General features: G+C 66.1%; 15 protein-coding genes. 5 read left to right on the forward strand and 10 right to left on the reverse strand.

The annotated features are described in order from the left end of the window. Positions 1 to 33 precede the first annotated feature (33 nt). The 7 genes from VF168_07065 to VF168_07095 all read right to left on the reverse strand — a co-directional run bounded on the left by VF168_07065 (position 34) and on the right by VF168_07095 (position 8,338). The gene (locus tag VF168_07065) at positions 34 to 1,050 is read right to left on the reverse strand and encodes a glycosyltransferase family 4 protein (protein ID HEX7003929.1); all 1,017 of its coding nucleotides are present in this window, start codon (positions 1,048 to 1,050) and stop codon (positions 34 to 36) included. After that, positions 1,047 to 2,009 (reverse strand): NAD-dependent epimerase/dehydratase family protein, encoded by a 963-nt coding sequence (locus VF168_07070; GenBank protein ID HEX7003930.1) that lies wholly within the window; start codon positions 2,007 to 2,009, stop codon positions 1,047 to 1,049. The genes VF168_07065 and VF168_07070 overlap by 4 nt, the downstream gene beginning before the upstream one ends. After that, positions 2,006 to 3,133 carry a glycosyltransferase family 2 protein gene (locus VF168_07075; GenBank protein HEX7003931.1) on the reverse strand — a complete coding sequence of 376 codons (1,128 nt, stop codon included), beginning with the start codon at positions 3,131 to 3,133 and terminating at the stop codon, positions 2,006 to 2,008. The genes VF168_07070 and VF168_07075 overlap by 4 nt, the downstream gene beginning before the upstream one ends. Positions 3,134 to 3,282: 149 nt before the next feature. Next, positions 3,283 to 4,449: a glycosyltransferase gene (locus tag VF168_07080; GenBank protein HEX7003932.1), complete on the reverse strand. Its 1,167-nt coding sequence runs from the start codon at positions 4,447 to 4,449 to the stop codon at positions 3,283 to 3,285. After that, complete coding sequence (locus tag VF168_07085; GenBank protein ID HEX7003933.1) at positions 4,439 to 5,608, reverse strand: O-antigen ligase family protein; 1,170 nt, start codon at positions 5,606 to 5,608, stop codon at positions 4,439 to 4,441. Before VF168_07085 ends, VF168_07080 begins: the two co-directional genes overlap by 11 nt. Positions 5,609 to 5,672: 64 nt before the next feature. Beyond that, positions 5,673 to 7,058 carry a hypothetical protein gene (locus VF168_07090; GenBank protein HEX7003934.1) on the reverse strand — a complete coding sequence of 462 codons (1,386 nt, stop codon included), beginning with the start codon at positions 7,056 to 7,058 and terminating at the stop codon, positions 5,673 to 5,675. Beyond that, positions 7,058 to 8,338 carry a glycosyltransferase gene (locus VF168_07095; GenBank protein ID HEX7003935.1) on the reverse strand — a complete coding sequence of 427 codons (1,281 nt, stop codon included), beginning with the start codon at positions 8,336 to 8,338 and terminating at the stop codon, positions 7,058 to 7,060. The genes VF168_07090 and VF168_07095 overlap by 1 nt, the downstream gene beginning before the upstream one ends. Before the next feature lie 180 nt (positions 8,339 to 8,518). On the opposite strand from VF168_07095, the gene VF168_07100 reads away from it, so the two are divergent. Both VF168_07100 and VF168_07105 read left to right on the forward strand, forming a co-directional pair. Continuing rightward, positions 8,519 to 9,433, forward strand: a complete 915-nt coding sequence (locus VF168_07100; GenBank protein HEX7003936.1) for a glycosyltransferase family 2 protein — start codon at positions 8,519 to 8,521, stop codon at positions 9,431 to 9,433. An 11-nt stretch (positions 9,434 to 9,444) separates the two neighbouring features. Continuing rightward, positions 9,445 to 10,410 carry a phosphotransferase gene (locus VF168_07105; GenBank protein ID HEX7003937.1) on the forward strand — a complete coding sequence of 322 codons (966 nt, stop codon included), beginning with the start codon at positions 9,445 to 9,447 and terminating at the stop codon, positions 10,408 to 10,410. Positions 10,411 to 10,492: 82 nt separating this feature from the next. Here VF168_07105 and VF168_07110 read toward each other — a convergent pair whose 3' ends face one another. Beyond that, complete coding sequence (locus tag VF168_07110) at positions 10,493 to 11,458, reverse strand: glycosyltransferase (GenBank protein ID HEX7003938.1); 966 nt, start codon at positions 11,456 to 11,458, stop codon at positions 10,493 to 10,495. A 145-nt stretch (positions 11,459 to 11,603) separates the two neighbouring features. Beyond that, complete coding sequence (locus tag VF168_07115) at positions 11,604 to 12,296, reverse strand: acyltransferase (GenBank protein ID HEX7003939.1); 693 nt, start codon at positions 12,294 to 12,296, stop codon at positions 11,604 to 11,606. A 219-nt stretch (positions 12,297 to 12,515) separates the two neighbouring features. On the opposite strand from VF168_07115, the gene VF168_07120 reads away from it, so the two are divergent. Continuing rightward, complete coding sequence (locus tag VF168_07120; GenBank protein HEX7003940.1) at positions 12,516 to 14,420, forward strand: ABC transporter ATP-binding protein; 1,905 nt, start codon at positions 12,516 to 12,518, stop codon at positions 14,418 to 14,420. A 169-nt stretch (positions 14,421 to 14,589) separates the two neighbouring features. Further along, a complete protein-coding gene (locus VF168_07125; protein ID HEX7003941.1) occupies positions 14,590 to 15,831 on the forward strand; it encodes a phosphotransferase in 1,242 nt (413 codons plus the stop codon). Positions 15,832 to 16,259: 428 nt separating this feature from the next. On the opposite strand, the gene VF168_07130 is transcribed toward VF168_07125, so the two are convergent. Further along, on the reverse strand, positions 16,260 to 17,282 hold the full coding sequence (locus VF168_07130) for a hypothetical protein (protein ID HEX7003942.1): 1,023 nt from the start codon (positions 17,280 to 17,282) through the stop codon (positions 16,260 to 16,262). Between the two features lie 483 nt (positions 17,283 to 17,765). Between VF168_07130 and VF168_07135 the strand changes: the two genes are divergently transcribed. Continuing rightward, positions 17,766 to 19,568, forward strand: coding sequence for a sialate O-acetylesterase (locus VF168_07135; GenBank protein HEX7003943.1), 1,803 nt, complete (start codon positions 17,766 to 17,768; stop codon positions 19,566 to 19,568). Positions 19,569 to 19,691 lie beyond the last annotated feature (123 nt).

The raw sequence follows: 19,691 nt of genomic DNA on the forward strand, positions 1-19,691 counted from the left end.
CCTGGCGGGTTTCAGGCGGCAGCGCCGCGACGATCAACCGGCATCGGCCCGTCTGGAGCGCTTGTAGACGTAGCGCCATATCAGGAGCAGGAGCCCGAAATCGAGCAACGCCACCGGCAACGCCAGCGCCGGCAGGGTATTCACCACCCAGGCGACGGCCGCGAGTACCGCGGTGATGCCGAGGACGGTGAGGGTGACGAAGCGGTGGCTGAAGCCCAGCTGCACCGCGCGTTGATAGGCGTGCGACCGGTGCGCTTCGTACCAGCGTTCTCCTGCCAGCCACCGCTGGATCAGGGTTGCCGTGCTGTCGACCACGAAGACGCCGAGCAGCAGCAGCCAGACGAGCAGCGGTGGGCCGCCGCTGGCCTCCGAGTAGAGTGCTACGACCGCGAAGACGTAACCGAGGAACCCGCTGCCGGCGTCGCCCATGAAGATGCGGGCGGGCGGCAGGTTCCACTGCAGGAAGCCGGCGCAGCTGGCGGCGACCAGCGCCGCGAACCAGGCGAGTCCGACGTTGCCGCCGGCGCTCGCCAGCAGGGCTCCTACCGCGCCCACCAGCACCGCCTGGCCCGCCGCCAGGCCGTCGATACCGTCCATGAAGTTGTAGAGGTTTATGAGCCACACCACAAGCAACCAGGCGAGTGGGTAGCCGAAGGCGCCCAGGTCGAGCTCGATGGTCCCCAGTCGCACGCCCTCCAGACCGCCCAGCATCCAGACCGCCCAGGCTGCGACGAGCGAGTGGACCAGGAAGCGACGTGAGGCCGGTAGCGAGAAGCGGTCGTCGAGCCAGCCGGTGACCGCGATGGGCAGCGAACCGAGGAGCGCCAGCCACAGCGGCGAGTCGGCCGGGAAGAAGAACCACATCAAGGGCAGGCTGATCAGTATCGTCGTGACGAAGCCCAGGCCACCGCCTCGGGGGACGGCCGCCTGGTGGAGCGAACGGCCGTTGGGAACGTCGAGGATGCGGCGGCTGCGGGCGTACTCCTTCACCCGCGCGGTGATGGCCGAACTCATCAGAGCCGCTGCCGACATGACCAGGACCGGGATCACGCCTGTACCTCCCGCCGGTACCAGGCGGCTATCCGGTCCGCGGCCTCCACCAGGTCGTATCGGGGGGTGTAACCGGTGGCCCGCCGGAGTTCGTCGATCGAGTAGGTGACCGACCTCGAGAGAGAGGCGATCCGTTCCTCACCCAGGAGCGGGAGGCGGTTCCGCCGGTCCGCGAGCCTGGACTCGAGCGATGCCGCCGCCCCGACCAGCCCAGCGGGCAGGGGGAGCAGCAGGGGCCGCTTGCCCAGTGCTCGCGCGAACGCTAGCACGATCTCCCGCAGCGTGTAGGAGCGCTCGTCCCCCACGACGAAGGTCCGCCCGAAGCAGCTCGGATTCCCGGCGCAGAGCAGGACGGCCGCGGCAACGTTCTTCACGTAGCAGAAGGGGATCAGCGACCTGCCGCCGGCCGGGAGTGGAACGACCGGCAGAGAGACGAGCCGGCAGAGCGAGCGCGCCAGGCCACGCCCCTCCCCGAATACGGAAGTGGGCCTGAGCACCGTGACGTGCAACCGATCGCGGTACGAGGCTAGGAGCTGCTCGGCCCTCAGTTTGCTCCAGGCGTAAGCGGTGGCGGGGGGAGCCGAATCGGCCTCCGTGACATGCTCGCCGGTGCAGGGTCCCATCGCCGCGACGCTGCTCAGGTGAACGAGCTGGCGGGCGCCCTTTAGCGCGCATGCCTCGGCCAGAGCGACGACTCCCTCCACGTTCACTCGCTCGAGGAGCCGCCTACCGTCCACGGTCGCGTCGTTGGCGTTGGCGTAGCCCGCGCAGTTCACGACCACGTCTCCCGGGCAGATCAGTGCCCGCAGGGTCTCCGGGGCCGTCAGGTCTGCCGCACGCTCTCCGCTGCCCGGCTTACGGGCCGCTGACACCAGCTCGAACTCGGGATGCTCCGCTGCCTCCGAAGCCACCGACTTGCCGATGAAGCCGCCGGCTCCGATGACCACAAGCCGGGTCATGCCGATACTGGTCGCGGCGCCGCTTCCTGCAGGTTCGACTCGAGGCGGGGAACGGCGGGCGCCTTCGCCCGGAACGGGAAGCGGCCGCCGCTGACGACGTTGAGCAGGAAACCGCAACCGTAGCCGATGTGCATCGCAACGAACGCTCCTGGCAAACGCAGGAGAGCCGGCCCAGACAGCCTCTCGCGCACTGCCGCCGTCGCTGCCCCGAGCGCGCCCAGGTACAGGACAACGACGAGGCCGAAGCCCAGCGCGGCCACCGCCCAGAAGGGCGAGAGCAGCAGCGATCCGGCCAGGGCGGCGACGAACGCCGCCGGCAGCAACTGACGCCAGCGTGCCGACCAGCGGTGCCTGCGGATCGTCTCGACCCGCCACCAGCCGTACTCGAAGTACTGCTTCCAGAGTCCGGCGAAGCTACCCCTGGGCGTGTAGCAAGACCTGATCCGCGGATCGAGGTAGATCTTGCCGCCCGCGGCTCGGATCCGCACGTTCATCTCGTAGTCCTGGTTCCGCACCATGCTCTCGTCGAAGAGGCCGGCGCGCTCGAAGATCTCGCGGCGGAACGCCCCCATGTAGACCGTGTCCACATAACCGCTCTCGCCCTCGAGGTGGAAGCGGGCGTCGCCGACCCCGATCGGATGCTGCAGGGCAACCGCTACCGCCCGCCCGAACTCGGTCTCGCCACGCGGTCTCATCGGTCCACCCACGTTGTCGGCAGCCGACTCGCGCAGGGCCCGCACGCACGAAGAGACGTAATCGCGCTCCGGCACCGTGTGCCCGTCCATCCTCACGATCACCTCGCCGCGCGCGGCGGAGATGCCGATATTTAGGGCGACCGGCACTATCCTCCCGGGATTGTTCAACAGTCGCAGCCTGTCGCTCCCGACCTCGCGTTGGATCTCCCGCACAAGCGCTGGCGTGGCGTCGTCGGACTCCCCGTCGACGACTACGACCTCGTAACGCTCAGCCGGATAGTCCTGCTCGAGAAGGCGTGTCAGGCAGGCCCTGATGTGCCGCTCCTCGTTCCTTATCGGCAAGACGATCGAAACGAACGGCAGCCGCTCGACTGCCACCTCGACTCTCGTCTCGGCGTGATTCTGCCCATCGAACCCAGTACTGTTCACTAGCCCCCCAAGATCGATTTCGTGTAGTCGATGCCCCCGCTAAGCAAGCACTCTAAGCAGCGCCGTACTGCGCAGCCGCGAAAGGATCACAGTGGCACACGCATTTTCCGGTGTCGCCCCGGTCCCCAACAGCAGTTCGGCCGACCATCTCACTGCTGCCCTCGTCGCCGGCTCGCAGCCAGCTGCCTCGAGAAGTAGTCGATGTAGCCGGGGACCACAACTTGTCCAGAGAAGTCGCGGCTCCGAGCCACGAGGCACTGCTCGTCGATCGGCGAGTCGAGAGCGCGGACCATAGCTGCCGCCAGGAGGTCGGGCTCGCCCACCGGCACCAGTTCACCGTACCGGCCGCCTTCCAGCACCTCCGCAGGGCCGGAACGGCAGTCCGTCGAGACTACCGGGCAGCCGCAAGCGAGCGCCTGGATGAGTGCGCCAGGCAACCCTTCCCACTGCGACGAGAGGACGAAGAGGTCCGCCCGGGCGAGGTAGGCGAACGGGTTCTCGACGAATCCCGGCAGCTCCACTTCGGCCGCCAGGCCCAGCGAGCCGGCCAACCGCTCGAGCCGCTCCCGCTCCTCGCCCTCGCCGAGGATCAGCAGCCTCGCCTCGCGGGACTCGCGGACCCGCGCGAACGCCCGGATGAGGGTGGCGAAATCCTTCTGGACGTGCAGCCGTCCCATGCCCAGGATCACCGGCGGTTGGCCTGGCTCGAGCCAGGGGTGATCCGCTGGCCGGTTGGCGAGGGTGAGGATGTCCTCGGTCACCACCGGGTTGTGGAGCACTTCGAGCTTCTCCCGCGGGAGACGGAAATGCCTGGCCAGGTCATCGGCAACTCCCTGCGATACGGCGACGATGCCGTCGGCGAAGCGGTAGCCCAGCCTGGCGAGCTCGTCGCTAAGCAGGTCCTTGGGCCGGGCGAGGCTACGGATCCGCTTCGAAGGCGTGTTGGCTTCGCGGATGATCACCGGGATCCTCCTCCCCGACAGCCGTCGTGCGGCGAGCGCCACCAGGCTGGCATGGTGGAGGGTGGAGATGAGCAGGTCCGGTCGTTCGTTCCGGAGGTAGCCGGCCAGGTAGGGGAGGGCGCGCGACACACCTCCGGTAGGGCTCACCTCCCTGATATCGATCTCCTTCGAGACGCTCTCCAGGTAGGGGCCGGCCGCCTTCGCGAGGAGCAGGTCGACTCGGATGCCCTGGGCCGAGAGGCCGTTGGCGAGGTGGACCATCATCCGCTCGGCGCCCCCGCCGCTCAGATCCGCCATGAAGATAGCGATCCTGGTAGGCCGAGGAGTCGGCGGGCCGCTACCCTCACTCTCCATCCGACTCCGCTCCCTCGGCGATTGGCCTCGAACCTCCGTGCTCCTCCCGGTGACAGACGAAACCCACCACCGCCAGGAACAGCCAGGTGAGCCGGTCGGTGTACGAAACCCGGGCGAGGTCGAGCATCAGGAGCATGAGGACGAAGGCGAGTATCAGCCAGGAGCGTCCCGAGCCGCGCCTCCGAACGAGGCTGGCGGCCCGCCAGAACAGGTTGGCGTGGATGGAGTAGTAGAGGATCAGCCCGATCAGGCCGAGGTTCGCCAGCACCTCGGTGAAGTTGTTGTGCGAGTAGACCTGGAGCGGGTTCATCCAGCGGTACTGATCGACGCCGTGCCCCCAGACCGGCGAGGTGCTCCACGCGTCGAGTGCGTCGGTGAGCAGGTTCTCGCGCTTCTCCGCGCTGCTGTCCTGGCCCGCCAGCGCCTCGTCTATCCGTTTGTAGACGGTGAGGTTCTCGATCGGCTCCAGTACCGCCTCACGGTTCTCGATGAGGAGGAGGATCGAGGCCGGCAGGAGGAGCAAGACCGCCCCGGCGACGATCGTGGAGCGTTTGATGCCCACGGTCAGCCAGCGGGAGAGCAGGAGCAGGTAGGTGAACCAGACGAACACCATCTTGCGACTGCCGCTGGTGACCGTCGCGATCACCAGCAGCGTCAGGGCGAACGCCCCGGCGAGCCAGTGCCTCCCCCAGACCATCAACATCAGGAAAGCGGTCAGAGAAAGCTGGATTGCCAGCTCGTTGGCGTTCCCCACCAGGCCCTCCACCCGAACTCCACTGCCCGTCCAGAACTGGAAGAGGGCTATCGCGGCCTGGACGGCGGCTCCGGCTGCGGCACAACCGGCCAGCCACACCAGGGAGAGCCCGTTGAACAGCGCGATCCAGATGAGGGTCGCGCCCAGGACGTCCACGAGGATGGAGACCGAGCGGACCGTCGCCGGCATCGGATGAGCCGACCAGAGCACGCTGGCGAAGGTGAACAGGAAGAAGATCCAGAAGAGCCAGGGGAGCGGGTCGGCGTTGAGGGTGATCGATCCCTGCTTCGCCTTCCACAGGAGGGTGAGGAGCATTACCCCTTCGGAGAGGTGCACCACACGAGACAGGCCCGGCTGCGACTGGGCGAGCAGGACCGCCAGGACGTAGAGGCCGGCCGATCCCACGAGGATGAGGTCGGGCAGGCCCAGCCTGGCGCCGGCGCGCTCGGCGGAGCTTCCGACTAGCGCGCTAATGTGCTACCACCTCTGGCGCTTCCACCTTGGAGATGGTGAAGCGGTGCTTGCCGCTCACCGTGGTCTCGATCTCGTCGGTGAACTCCACCTCTACCCGGCAGCCCTCTCCCATCACCAGTCGAACCTGTTGACGCAGAGATCCGACCTCCTCCTCCAGCTCCGCGCCAGCCGGCGCCCGGGGTCCGGGCTTGATCCGGATGACCACCAGATCCAACTCCTCCTGGACGACCTGGAACATCTCGACCCAGTCACGTTCGTAGAAGAGGTGGGTGAAGAACTCACCGAAGACCTGAGTGCCGTCTCGAGTGAAGAACGTGTCGCTCACGCGCCCGCTGATCCGGGCCAGCGTGGGCCAGGCGATAGCCCCGGGATCGTCCCTGCGGGACCAGGAGCCCATGTCTCCGATGCGGTAGCGCAGCAGCGGCATCGCGAAGTTGGTGAGTGGGGTGACCACTATCTCGCCGGTCTCTCCCGGTTCGGCCACGGTGCCGTCGGGCCGGACGATCTCGACGTAGTGCGATGGCGCCGAGACGACCGGGCCGCTGCTGCCGGGCGTTTCGCAGGCGACCACGCCTACCTCGCGCGAGCCGTAGCGGTCGTATACCCTGGTTCCGAACACCTCTTCGATGGCGGCTCTCATGGGGGCGTGAAGGGTGCTGGCAGAGGTGAAGATCGTCTTCGGAGTGAAAAGCTCGAGCCCCTCCTGGCGCGCGAAGCGGGCGATCCTGAAGATGCTCTCGGCGTAGGCGACGATGAGGCTGGGCCGGAAGGCGTTGATCTCCTCGACGTACGCCCTCATCGTCGCGGGGGTCATCCGGAAGGTGTTCAGGAAGCGCTTGTTCCGCACGCGCTGACCGGCGCGGGACCAGAGGCTGCGCCGCGCGCCCATGATGTCCCTCTCGGAGCCCCACAGTTCTATGACCCGTTCTCCCAGGCGGTAGCCCGCCCGCTCCTCGAAGAAGAGCTTCACGGCGTTGTTCCAGTCCTGATAGTCGGCGTCCTGGATGAGCTTCACCGGCTCCCCGGTCGAGCCGCCCGACTGGTTGATCCTGGTGCGGCGACGATCGCAGTCGTCCGAGCACAGCTCGTCCCAGTTCGAGCGGATCGTGGGCTTGTCCAGTAGCGGCAGGTCCGTGAACCTCTCGACGTTCACCTTGCCCCCGACCACCGCCCCGTAGCGCTCCAGCAGCCTACGGTAGTAGGGCACGTGAGCATGAGCGAACGCGAGGAGTCGCTCGAGGCGTTCGCGTTGCAGCGACGCGACCTCGGTGGCATCGAGAGCGGCCCACCTGCGCATGAGCGCCAGATGCTCCAAGGCCGAACCAGCGGCTGCCAACCTGAGGCGCCACAGGTTGCCCAGCACCAGTTCCTGGGCGCTCATCACCGAAGACTCCTGTAGAGCTCCACCAGCCGGTCGTTGAGCTTCGCGCTGTCGTACTCTGCCACGACCTTGGCGCGGCCTGCGCGGCCCATCGACGGCCACAGCTCCGGCCTATCCACCAGCTCGCGCAGGCGCCGGTGGAGCTGTTCCGGACTGCGCTCCTCTACCAGGAAGCCGGACACGCCGTCCTCCACCAGCTCGGGTATGCCGCTGTGACGAGTGGAGAGCACCGGCAGGCCGCTCGCCATCGCCTCCTTGACGACGTTGGGTATCCCCTCCTGGTCGCCGTCGCTGGCCGTGACGCTGGGCGCGACGAGGAGGTGGGCCCGTGCGAGCTGGGCAACCACGCCGGCAGAGTTCTGCGCTCCCAGCCAGGTGACCTGCGGGGCGATACCCGCTTCCTCTGCCTGCCGCCTGGCCGACTCCTCGAGCTCGCCTTCGCCAACCACCGTAAGCCTGATCCTGCGGCCGCTCGCGATCGTCCTGGCGACCGCCTCTATGGCGTCGGTCAGGCCTTTCTTCTCGGTGAGCCTGCCTATGAAGAGCACCCGCGTCTCCTCCTCCGGCGCTCGCGAGCGGACGGCGAACGGGAACCGCTCGGTCTCGATGCCCGAGTGGAGCACGCAGGTCCTTTCCGCGGGGGCCCCCGCGGCGATGAGCTTCTGCCTGAAGTACTCGCTCACCGGCAGGAGCAGCTCGGCCGCGCCGAACAGTTCATCGTAGATCCGCGGGTTCTTCTCCAGCGCGCTGGAGAGGTCCGCCCCCCGGAACGAGACGACCAGCGGCGCCCTAAGCGCTCCCGACCTCTTGAGCGGCAGCAGTGCCGGACCCAGCTTGCCGAACTGGGCGTGCACCACGTCGTAGTCGGAATGCCGCAGGAACGAAAGCGTCGTGTAGAGCTGCGACAGGTTGAGCGCCTTCGACCCGTGCCGACGGAAGTCGAGGGCGTCGAGCACCGCGGGTCGCCAGGCGTACGGTCTCAGCAGCTGGCCGGCGGCGAGCGAGACGCGCCTGGCCCAGCTACCGGGGATGACGAAGTGCTTCAGTCGAGCCTCGAGGTCGTACCTGTACAGCTCGCCGTGATTCCTCTCGAACGGCTTGAGCGACCGGGCGAAGATGTCGAGCTGGTGGCCCCGGTCGAGGAGGCCGTTGATCTGATTGAGGATGAACGTGTTGGAGATGCGCGGAAAGACGTCCACGAAGAACGCGATCCGCAGCGCTGCGGTCGGCGGGGCTCGCCGCCGATCCGCTTCGGTTGGGCCCACGCCCGCCAGTCCCATTGAAGAAGTCGACCCCCCGCTTCGTCGAGATAGCGCCGCCATCCGTAGCGGCAACATCAGTGAACCAACGCTATCGCGGAGGGGTTCAGGAGGTTGTGACCCCCGCACCCGCCGGCCTGGACCCGCTCCGAGTGTGAGGCCTGCGAGGGGCGTTCCTACCGCCACGTATAAGTTGTAGGCGTGCAGCCCTACTTCTCCGTCGTCATCCCCACCTATCGCCGACCGGAACTCCTCCGCGAGGCTGTAGGGAGTGTTCTGCGGCAGGAGTTCAGCGACTTCGAGCTGCTCGTGGTCGATGACGACCCGGAGGGCTCCGGCCGGAACGCTCTGAGCGGCATCGGAGATGCCAGGCTCCGCTATCTGCGGAACGATCGCGGTCGTGGCGGCAGCGGCACTCGCAACGCGGGGATCTTCCGCGCCAACGGCAAGTGGACCGCGTTCCTCGATGACGACGACGTCTGGCGGCCGCACAAGCTGGCCGCCCAGCACCGGCTCATCGAGGGCGGAGGCGAGGACCTCGTGCTCGTCTACGCCGGCAGCGCGATCTTCGACTTCGATCGGCAGGAGATAGTCTCCCGGCGCGGGTGCGACAAGCGGGGGAGGATCGCGGCTGACCTCCTCTACCGGAACTACGTGGGTGGACTATCCACGGTCGCGATCAGAACGGACGTCCTGAAGGCGGCCGGCGGCTTCGATGAACGGTTCCCTGCGCTCCAGGACGCCGAGCTCTATGTCCGGATCGCCGAGCAGGGCGTCGTCGATTACGTCGACGACGTACTCGTGTGGATCCGCAAGACGAACGGCGACAGGATCACCCGCAACCCGGCCTCGAAGCTGCGGGGCAGCGAACTGTTCGAGGAGAAGTACCGCGACCGCATCGCCAAGGTGCCGCGACTCAGGCACAGGGCGGCCGCCCGGATCTTCGCCTTCGCTGCAGCCTCCGGGAAGTGGGGACCGATGCTCCGGGCGGCGCCCTGGACGGCCGCCGGCCTCGTCATCGACAGGAAGAGCCTCAGGAACATCGGTTACCGCATCGCCAAGTTCGCCTCCGGACGCGCCCGCGGCAAACGCGACCGCAGCGGCCTCCAGCGCTGAGGCCGGTCCCGATGACCGTCCTGGCTGCTGGTTGCGGCGAGGCAGAGGAGCTCCTCTCGCGACTCGGCTACCGCCTGCTCGACTGCAGGCCCCTCGAGTGGAAGCGGGTTCAGACGACGCCCCTGATGATCGTCGATACCGATCGCGGCACGTTCGTGCTCAAGCTCCGCACTCCGCCGGCGAACCTCCGGTCGCGGGTCGTGGCCGCGGTCGCCGACCTCGAGCTCTCGACGCAGGCGGCGGTCTACTCCTCGCTGTGCCGCCAGCAGTTCGACTACCTCCGCTTCCCCGCCCTCATCGACACCGACGGCCGCAACTACCTGCTGCTCGAGCATGTGGATACGCGCCCCCACGGCGAGCACGACCTGCCCGGCGGTCAGCTGCTCGAGAGCCTGCTGGAGTTCCAGCTCTCAGACATGCGACTGGACCGAAGCGGTCCGCATACGCTCCTAGCTCGAACTCGCGAGCCGTTCGCGCTGCTGATGAGGAGGCTCCTCACCGGGATCAGGAAACAGTTGGGCTGGCCCATCGCCCGATCGGCACTCGAGGTCGCCTTCGCCTGCCGCTCCGCGCAACCGCCGCTAGAGCGCACGGTCGTGTGTCACAACGACTTCCACCACAACAACCTGCTGCTCGACGTCCAGGGGCGCGTCTACTTCAGCGATTTCGAAGCGGTTACGCTCGAGGACCGCTGGGTGCTCGCCGACATCGTCCACTACGCCGTGGGCACCCAGACGTTCCGCATCGACTGCGACGTCATCGGGGATTATGCCGAGCTGTTTGCGGGGCGCACCGGGCTCGCCCTCGACCTCACGGCTCAGCTGCGCGTGGGTCTCCTCGCCCGGCTGAGCAAACTGGTGCTCTCCTCGGTACCGCCGGCGGAGGCGGTCGCGAGGTACCGCCGCTTCCTGACCGAGGTGCTGCTCGACGACGCCTCATTCGGCGAGTGGATGGGAGGCAACTTCGGGGCGCGGTAGAGGATCGGGGCGCCCGTCGCGACTCGAAATGTCGGGTGTCCAGGGGGAACCGCCGGCTGGGCTGGCCAGTTCGGCCCGAGCCTTAGTTACTGACGGTTCCCTTGGGTGATTGGCGTAACGACCGCAACATCCTGCCCACGTAGCTGCGGGCTTCGTTGCGGTTCCTCCGCAGGCTGTGGCTCACCGGTGAGTACGACCGCTCGAATCGATCGTAGATCGTGAGGTAGGTGCGCCAGCGGAGCACCGGGGAGTCGATCCCGCGGGCGATCCGGTAGCACTTCTGGCACAGGTAGGGGAGGCCGTTGCGGCGCAGCTCCTCGGCCCTGTCGGGCATCAGTTCACACAGCAGGCCGAGGAGGAAGAGCGAATCCTCGGTCCAGTCGAGCGCCGAGGCGCTCGAGCCTTTGTTCTCGCCGTGACGGCGGAAGCTCGCGAGCGGGGCCTCCACGTCGACGGTGCCGTAGCGAGCCGCCAGGTTGGCGAAGGCGACGACGTCCTGATAGAGCCCTTTGGGGCTGTCGAATCCGCCGTGCTGGCGCAGTCTCTCGGTGTTGAAGAGGGTGCTGCAGAGGTAGAGGGCGGTTCCCTTCGCGAACCAGGTGAGGAAGACATCGGCGGCCGTCATCCCCTGGCAGTTGTTCGGCTTGACGCTCTTCACCCCGCCCTCGTCGTCGATCACCCTGGTTCCGGTCCGGATCGCGCCTACTTCCGTCCTGTTCGCGACAGCTCGCATGCACGTTTCGACGAAGTCGGCGTCGATCCGGTCGTCGTCGTGGAGGAGGAGGAAGTACCGTCCCCGCGCCTGCTCGAGGCAGAAGTTGAAGTTCTCGTTGGCGCCGATGTTGCGAGCGTGGCGGAAGTAGCGGAGCCGGTCGCTGGCCCGGGCCCGGACGAGCTCGGGCGTGCGGTCGGTGGAGCAGTTGTCCGACACCACTATCTCGCAGTTCGGGTAGGTCTGGGCCAGGGCGCTGTCGAGCGCCTGCCGCAGGTACCCGCCAGCCCGGTTGTAGGTCGGCATGCCGATCGTCACCAGGGGTTGGTCGTTCATCGAGCCACCCTACGCGCGACTCTCGGTGTGCACTTCACTCGGCGATAGCCGGTCATTCGCTTGCCCCCTCCGGTCCCGTGCCCGCATCGCGGGTCGCGCCTGACAGAGTAACTATGCCGAACTGTTCTTCTTGTGACAGTGGCACTCAGCTTACGGCCGCGCTGCCCGTCTTCGGGGCGTCGTTCGTCCTCGACCATGTCTCGGTCGTCTCGTTCCAGCTCCTCACTACCCGTGCCGGCGCTCCTACCGCCAGTGAGCGCGGTGGCACGTCTCCTGACACGACGCTGTTCGCGCCGACCACCGCGTACTCACCGATCGTGACGCCAGGCAGGATGACGACGTTCTGGCCGATCCAGCTGCCCCGCCCGATCCTCACCGGCGCCACGTTCTCGATGCCCTGGTACTTGTACGGCACGTCGCCGCGAGAGGTTCCGTGCTGCCCGTCGCTGATGTAGATGTTGCCGGCGAACATGACGTCGTCCTCGATCTCTATCCGTTCGAAAGCTACGACCTGGAGCGCCCAAGTGGCGGTCACGCGGTCGCCGAAGACGATGCTGGGCTCGAACTCCTGGCTCACGTGGTCACCCGCAGGGTGGCTGAGCCAGCTGCCCGGGAAGCTCGTGGTCGCCTTGATCACGCTGTTCGGGCCGATCTTCACGTCCCTGCCGAAGCGGATCAGCTGCGGGTTGCCGATCTCCCGGGGAGTGCGGATGGTGAGGCCGGGAGCCGGTGCCGCGAAGCGCGGGAGCGTGGCTGCTCCTACCCCCGACTCCGCCTTCTGCAGACGCGCCCCCATGGCTATCGCCAGCCGGTTCATAACTCTGTCGAAAGTTCTCATCTGCCTGATCTCCTGCTCGCCTGAAGGAGCCTGTTCCGGTTCGTCCCGTCCGGTACTTCCGATCCGTTGCTGCGAGGTTAGCCGAGCTACTCTGCCTCCCCAGCACACCAGTCACAGTGGCTGAGGGGCTGCCAGCCTATAGTTTGCTGGCGGGGAGGAACCGATGCATCTTCAGCTAAAGCTTCACTTCAGCGAACCCATCTGCGAGGGGTTCACGAGGTGACAGGGGACGAACGACTGAACGCAGCAGCAAGACCCGGGATGGCGCGCGCCACCCGCCGTGAGAGGGCCAACGACTCCATCTGGGCCGCGGTCCGGAAGATGTGGGCGTTGCTCTCCCGCTCCGAGCGGAAGCACGTCTATCTGCTGCTGCCGATGATCACCGTCATGGCCCTGATGCAGGTGGTGGGGGTCGTGAGCGTGGGTCCTTTCCTCGCGCTCGTCGCCAACCCCGAGGTCGTGGAGACGAACTCGCTGCTCTCCTCCGTCTACGACATGCTCGGGTTCCAGTCGTACCGGTCGTTCCTCCTCTTCGCCGGCTTCGGTGCGCTGGGACTGCTGCTGCTGAGCAACGCCATCTCCTCCTTCACGGAGTGGTCGCTGCTCAGATTCTCCTGGCGGTTGAATCACGACCTCTCCAAACGGATCCTCGAGCGTTATTTGCACAAGCCGTACGTCTTCTTCCTGAGCAACAACACCTCCAGGTTGGGCAAGAACCTGCTCTCCGAAGTGAAGCAGCTCGTCAAAGGGTTCGTCGTCTCGGGCATGAAGCTCGTGGCTAACGGGGTCGTGGCGCTCTTCATCCTGGGACTGTTGATCGCCGTGAACCCGCTGCTCGCTGTGATGGCTTTCGCCACGTTGGGCGGAGCTTACGCGCTCATCTACGCTTTCGTGCGAAAACGTCTCGACACGATCGGCAAGCAACGCTCGCACTACGATCGTGAACGGTTCAAGACGGCAAACGAAGCCCTCGGCGGCGCCAAGGAGATCAAGCTGCTGGGCAAGGAACGCTCCTTCCTCCGCCTCTACAGCATCCCCTCCAAGCGCTACTCGCGCTACATGGCGAACCATCAGGCGATCAGCACCCTGCCTCGCTACGGCCTCGAGTCGGTCGCCTTCGGCGGGATGATCCTGATCGTCATCTACCTCCTGGGCACCGGGCAAGGGCTCACCCGAGTCCTCACCCTGTTGGGTCTCTACGCCGTTGCCAGCTACAGGCTCATGCCGGCGCTCCAACAGACCTTCAGCTCACTCACCGATCTACGCTTCAGCGCTCCTGCCGTAGATCTGATCTACGAGGACATCCAGGACGCCGACTTCAGGTTGCCGCCCGATCGGGACACGGTGAAGCCCCTGCCCATCGAGAGGAGCATCGAGCTGCGCAACGTCACCTACGCCTACCCGGCAAGCGCACCGGTTCTCCGCAACTTCGACCTCAGGGCGGAGGCCAACACGTCGGTGGCGCTCGTAGGGTCTACTGGATCGGGGAAGACGACGACCGTGGACATCATCCTGGGCCTGCTCGAGCCCCAGTCGGGTTCTCTCGTCGTCGACGGGATCGAGGTGACCCGGGAGAACCTGCCGAACTGGCAGGCCAACCTGGGCTACGTTCCCCAGGACATCTATCTGGCTGACGACACCATCGCTCACAACATCGCCTTCGGAGTACTGCCCGAGAAGGTGGACATGGCGGCGGTGGAGCGGGCGGCCAAGCTGGCCAACATCCACGACTTCATCGTCAACGAGCTGCCCGACGCTTACGAGACGATCACCGGGGAGAGAGGGGCAAGGCTGAGCGGCGGCCAGCGTCAGCGGCTGGGCATCGCACGCGCCCTCTATCACGACCCCAGCGTGCTGGTACTGGATGAGGCGACGAGCGCTCTCGACGGCGCGACCGAGGAGAGCATCTTCAGGGCGGTGTCCGAGATCGGCAAGTCGAAGACGGTGATAATGATCGCTCACCGGTTGGCTACCGTACGCGACTGCGACGTCATCTACGTCCTCGACAACGGCAAGGTTCTGAGCAAGGGCAGCTACGACGAACTGCTCGAATCGAACCCGGAGTTCCGCCGCCTGGCGAAGCTCAACGAGACCGTCGACGAGCGCGTCGTAACCGCCGGGTGACCTGCTGGTCGGGTCGGCGTGAGAGCGTGGAGCGCTCATCGAGGCGTGCAGCCGCTGCCCGCAAGGGCCGTTCCGCTGCGGATGTCGACATCCGACCGGTACTTAGGGTCGAACGGGATGTGACTGGGTCCGAATCTCGAAGTCGGGTACTTTGTATGGTTGAGCAACGGTGTCTGGGGAGATAGCAGCAACGGTAGGTAACGCGAACGCGCCGGTACGGACCAAAGAGTTCGTGCGTGTAGGAAACTACTACGTCAACTCGGCACTGAGCGTCGTCGATCTGGGCCGCTACCTCTGGCAGCAGATGGACCAGTTCCTGGGTAGCGAGGGGAAATCTAGGCTTCACCGCAACTGGGAGGGCGTGCTGCCGCGAACGACCGTCCGCGCCGCCAGGGTCGCCCGCCAGCTGGCGAGCTACCTTCGGGCGCGCGCCGGTAGCCACTCCGACGACCGGGTGTTACGGCTGCCCGTCGCGGGCGACCTGGCGATAGTTCGCCGGTCGGGCGCGGTGAAGGTTCTCGACGTTCGCAACCGGCGAGTCTTCACGGTCGTGACGAACGATCAGGAGCGATCGAAACTTCGGGAGCGGATCGAGCTCGGTAAGGTCGTCGCGCACCTGCCGTTCGCGCCCGACCTCGTCGACGTCGACCTCGAAGCCGGCTACTTCTCCGAAGAGTTCTTCAGCGGGAGGCACCCGCTCAACTTCGCGGGCTGCAAGGACGACTTCAGCAGGGTGTACCTCCCGCTCCTCGTTCAGTTCCTCACTGCCTTCGAGCCACGATGGGAGGAGATCTCGAGCTACGCCGAGTCGCTCAGGCAAGACATCGTGGGACCCGAAGGGCTCCTGCAGAGGATGGGGCGAGAGGAACGCAGAACCGTCACCCGGTTCGTGGAGCGCGTCTGCGCCGAGTTGACGGCCGAAACGGGCAAGGTGCCGTTGGTCCTCTCGCACGGCGACTACTTCTCGGGGAACATCGTCATAGACGAGAACGGCTACCGGGCCATCGACTGGGCGAACATGGGATTCCGCACCCCGCTACACGACCTCTACTACCTCTATCTCAACCACTGCTGCCGGGTGTTGGACTGGCCCTCGGTGAGTCGCAGGACGACTCGCGCCAGTGAGAATCTGAAGCAGTCGCTGGGCGAGATCGACCGTGGGCGTTTACAGGAGCTCGACGAGTATCTGACCCCGTCGGACGTCCTGCGAAAGCTCTTCTATCTGGAGTGCATCCAAGTTCCGCTCGTCCGCTGCACCGATCCGAACGACCGCTACCTGGCCTCGATGCTCGTGCGCATCGGCTGGTTCGAGGAGTACGAGCAGGCGATGCAGGAAGAACGCTCGCGGGAGCGTGCTCGGCCGCTGGCCGCCGACGTACGTGCGGCCGTGAGGCTCGACCGCGGGGCTTGACCTGCTCTCCCACGCCTAAATCCAAAACCCACCCGGTGTATGGGGCAGCTGCGCTGATGGCCTTCGCCCGGCGCCACTCGTGGTGCTGACCTGAATCACGACCCTCGAGGGCGCTGGCACGGGGCTCGAGACTGGCAATAGAACGAGGTGGTTACAGAGGAGCTGCGTCCCAGCTTCGCGGCCCCTTGCCTAGTGAATTGCTGTGACCTTCGTTTGCTGCCATGCGCTGACGCTTCGCAGCGGCCCATCGCCGGATCCTCGTACTGGCGCGCCTGCCCACTCCGCCGTGAACCCGCATGCGTTGAATTCGCCGGTTGGTCGCAATCGGGATCGGACGTCGGAACTCGAACATGAATCTATGACCGCTCAATAGGACTGGCGCCCGTGGGGTCACGGGCGCCAGGTAGGCACTGGGGTTGGAGTCGGACTTACTCGGTGGCGCCTCCGCCGGTGCCGTCGCCAGCACCACCGTCGCCAGTGCCGCCATCAGCTGCATCGTCTGCGAGCGTGATGTGGAGTACGGGCGCCGCGCCGCCGTCGAACGACTGCGCCGTGCGGTAGTTGGTGCTGTCGGCGCCGGTGATTATGAAGGCCATCGCGTTGCCCGCTGCCCAGCCTTCCATGTCGACGATCTCCTGAACGATGGCGCTCACGTCGGCAGACTGCACCTCAGCGCCCGCGGCCCAGGCTTCGTTGATCTGCCAGTCGACCTGAGCCGAGGTGGTGGCGCGGCCGGAGATGTCGCCGGAAGGTGCCCCGTCCGGGTCGTTCGCGAACGAAGAGGCGTTCGCGTCAGCCTCACCATGGATGGTTACGGTGACCGGGCTGTCGTTGCCTGGATCGTCAGCATCAGCAGTGAACACGATGAACGCACTTTCGACCGTCGCTCCCGCAGGGATGCTCACACCAGTGAAGCGCAGCCCCACGTCCTGGGTGGTCCCGTGCGAGGGATCGAAGACAAGGTCGAGGTCGCTGCTGTCGGTGTAGGTGAAGCCAGCGGGGAAGTCGGTGGCGTTGCCGCTCGACGGGTTGTCGAGTTCCTCGGCGTCGTTGTTGCTGGCGGCGATCACGAAGGTGTTGCCGTCGCCACCCACCGGGGCGCCGCTGAAGTTGGCAACTACGGTCGTGTCGTCGTTGACGGTCACCGTGCAGGTGGCTTCGACGCCTTCGCAGGCGCCGCCCCAGCCTTCGAACGTTTCGCCTTCGTCCGGAGTAGCGGTAAGGGTGACGGTGGTGCCGTCATCCACGGATGCCGCACACGTCTCGCCGCCAGCCGCGGTGCAGGCGAGGCCGCCAGCGTCGCCCGTAACGCTGCCGTTTCCGTTAACGGTGATGGCGAGCGTACTGGTTCCTGCTGGATCCGGATCGACGGGGCCGGGCGTCTGACCGCAAGCGGCCAGTATCAACACGGCGAGTGCTCCGGTCAACCAGAGCGTCAATTTCTTCGTCATCTGCTTATTCATCCTGTTGAGGGCTCCTTTCGAGACTTCTTGGTCCTGCTCAAGTCGGCGGGCCATGGTGAACGTTCGATGTAGTCAGATTGCGGAATTGATGGGTGCCCCCCCTTTCCTGAGATTCAAGAGAACTGCGGACTACATCCAGGCTCCACAGAGAGGCCCGCCCGCTTCGGGTCGAGCCTGCCCCTCTTGTACTCGTTCATTTGCACAACCCTCAGTGATAGCTGCACCACAATTCGGCCGGCCCCGAGATCGCCGTTCACGGTCCGTCCGTGAGCCACTCGAATCCGCAGATCGGCCGCGTCGCGGTAGAACTGCTGTTCCGACCGCTATCGAGACTCCTGTGACTTTTGGGCAGAAGGACAAAAGGGTCGGTGGGATAATCCGCTCTGCAAGGCGAGCGTGGTCTTCACGCCGTTCCAGACGGGCGTGACTCGCGCTCCAACGTCTACGAACCGACTTCCGTGGGGGCAATCGGTGAACATTTCTCACGAACAATCCGCCCCGAGGCTGCTCCGGTGGTGCTCGGTCCTGCTGCTCCTCGCTTTCTCTGCCTGCAGCGGCGGCGTGAGTCCGCAGATCGTCGAATTCACGGCCGAACCGACGAGCGTGGTCGCGGGTGAAACGGTACGTCTGCATTGGAAGGTGGAGGGCCTGGATGAGGGCCGGCTCCGCCTCGAGGCGCTCCCGGAGGGTGCGGTGGAACCGACCTCCCTGGGCGACGTGACGGCCCAATCCAGTACGGTCCTCGAAGTAGAGGCCACCACGACCTTCCGTCTCGTGGCCGTGGGCCCGAGGGGTACGGCCAGCAAGGAGACGACAGTGGAGGTAGTCCTGAATCCGCCTCCACCACCCGAGATCGGCTACTTCAGGAGCGCGGACAGCGACGAAGGAGCGGTACTCGAGTGGAAGGTGACCGGGGCGGAGGACATCACCATCGAGCCGCTCGGGATCGATGTGGAGGCGGAAGGCAGGCTGGTCGTCCACCCGTGCGGCAAGACGGACTACACGCTCGTTGCGTCGAACGCCGGTGGCAGCGTGAGCGAAAGCCTGACGATCGAAGTGGGCGAGTCCGATTGCCTGCTCTTCCTCGTCGCCGGTCAGTCGAACGCCTCCGGCTATGGCAAGGAGGTGGGCGGGCGCTTCCCGGTAGACGGACTCACCGAAGAGCCGCAGGAGGGCGTGATGATGTTCGACCCCGAGCAGGGCTGGGTGTTGGCCAGCGAGCCGACCCACGAGGGGGCCAGGCACTCCTTCCTGGTGCGCTTCGGCAAGGAGGTGCGTGAACGCACCGGCGGCAAGCGAGTCTTCCTGGTGCCGACTGCCGTGGGTGGTAGTCCTTTGGACGACTGGCAGCCCGGGGCGGAACTGTTCGAAGAGGCGATGGAGCTCACCCAGCGGGCGACCGACTCGCTGGGCGTCCCCGTAGAGGCGGTCCTCTGGTTCCAGGGCGAGTCGGACACTAGCAACGAGTCGGAACGGAGCAGGTTCGTAGACCGCACCGACGACACCCTCTCGGCCTTCCACGAGAGGCTGCCGGGGCGGCCGCCGGTCATCTTCGTGCAGTTATCCAAACGGCTCTGGTCGGAACAGCTCGACGAGCCCGGAGACAACATCCAGGGTCACAACCTCGCCTACCAGTACGTCCGGGAGCAGCAGAGGCTGATGGAGTCAGGGGCCAACCAAGCCGTCATAGGCCCAGCCGCCGAGTCGGGCATCGACCGCTCCTACTACTACATGGCGGTCTCTCACGACCTCCCGATGAGCGACGCGAAGCACATCAGCGCTCACGGGCAGAGGGTCCTCGGCACCAGGCTCGCCCGGCTCTACATGGCGTGCGTCGCCCAGGAGTGCGGCTCTCCACCCGGCCCCAGGCTGGAGGAGATCCGGCTCCAGACGACCGCCGCAGGGAGCGCCATCGTCATCGATCTGAGCGAACCGGTGACCCCCCCGTCCGATCCCCCGTACGACAACTACTTCGCGGTGTTCATCGACGGGGTCGAGCAGACCGGGTTCACCATCGAGCGAGGGTCCGTCGACCAGTCGCTCATCAGGCTCCAGTTCTCTACCTCTTTCGCAGGCGAGGCGCAGGTCGAGGTGCGCTACATGCCGCCCGAGAACATGCCGCCGGAGCAAGACCTGTACGTTGCCAGCGAGAACGTGGTGATGGACCTGGACGACGGCCTACCGCTGCCGGCCTTCGGCCTGCCGGTCGAGGACCTGCCGTGTGACGACCCATCGGACGAGTGCGATTCGATTCCCGGACTGAGGATGCAGTGACAGTCAGTTGCCCGGTCGGGAGGTTCGGGAAGCCAACACTCAGCGGTCACAGAACACGCGGTATGCCGCATGCAGAATGTCAGCACACAGACGGGCGACTGGTTCGCCGGTCCGTCAGGGGAT

The sequence above is a fragment of the Trueperaceae bacterium genome, from assembly GCA_036381595.1.
In the GTDB taxonomy this organism is placed as follows: domain Bacteria; phylum Deinococcota; class Deinococci; order Deinococcales; family Trueperaceae; genus DASVCN01.

Excerpts from the sequence above, each read along its gene's own strand:
- VF168_07070 (HEX7003930.1), bottom strand. The coding sequence starts at position 2,009 with ATGACCCGGCTTGTGGTCATCGGAGCCGGCGGCTTCATCGGCAAGTCG.
- VF168_07105 (HEX7003937.1), top strand. The coding sequence starts at position 9,445 with ATGACCGTCCTGGCTGCTGGTTGCGGCGAGGCAGAGGAGCTCCTCTCG.
- VF168_07080 (HEX7003932.1), bottom strand. The coding sequence starts at position 4,449 with ATGGAGAGTGAGGGTAGCGGCCCGCCGACTCCTCGGCCTACCAGGATC.
- VF168_07095 (HEX7003935.1), bottom strand. The coding sequence starts at position 8,338 with ATGGGACTGGCGGGCGTGGGCCCAACCGAAGCGGATCGGCGGCGAGCC.
- VF168_07130 (HEX7003942.1), bottom strand. The coding sequence starts at position 17,282 with ATGACGAAGAAATTGACGCTCTGGTTGACCGGAGCACTCGCCGTGTTG.
- VF168_07090 (HEX7003934.1), bottom strand. The coding sequence starts at position 7,058 with ATGAGCGCCCAGGAACTGGTGCTGGGCAACCTGTGGCGCCTCAGGTTG.
- VF168_07110 (HEX7003938.1), bottom strand. The coding sequence starts at position 11,458 with ATGAACGACCAACCCCTGGTGACGATCGGCATGCCGACCTACAACCGG.
- VF168_07115 (HEX7003939.1), bottom strand. The coding sequence starts at position 12,296 with ATGAGAACTTTCGACAGAGTTATGAACCGGCTGGCGATAGCCATGGGG.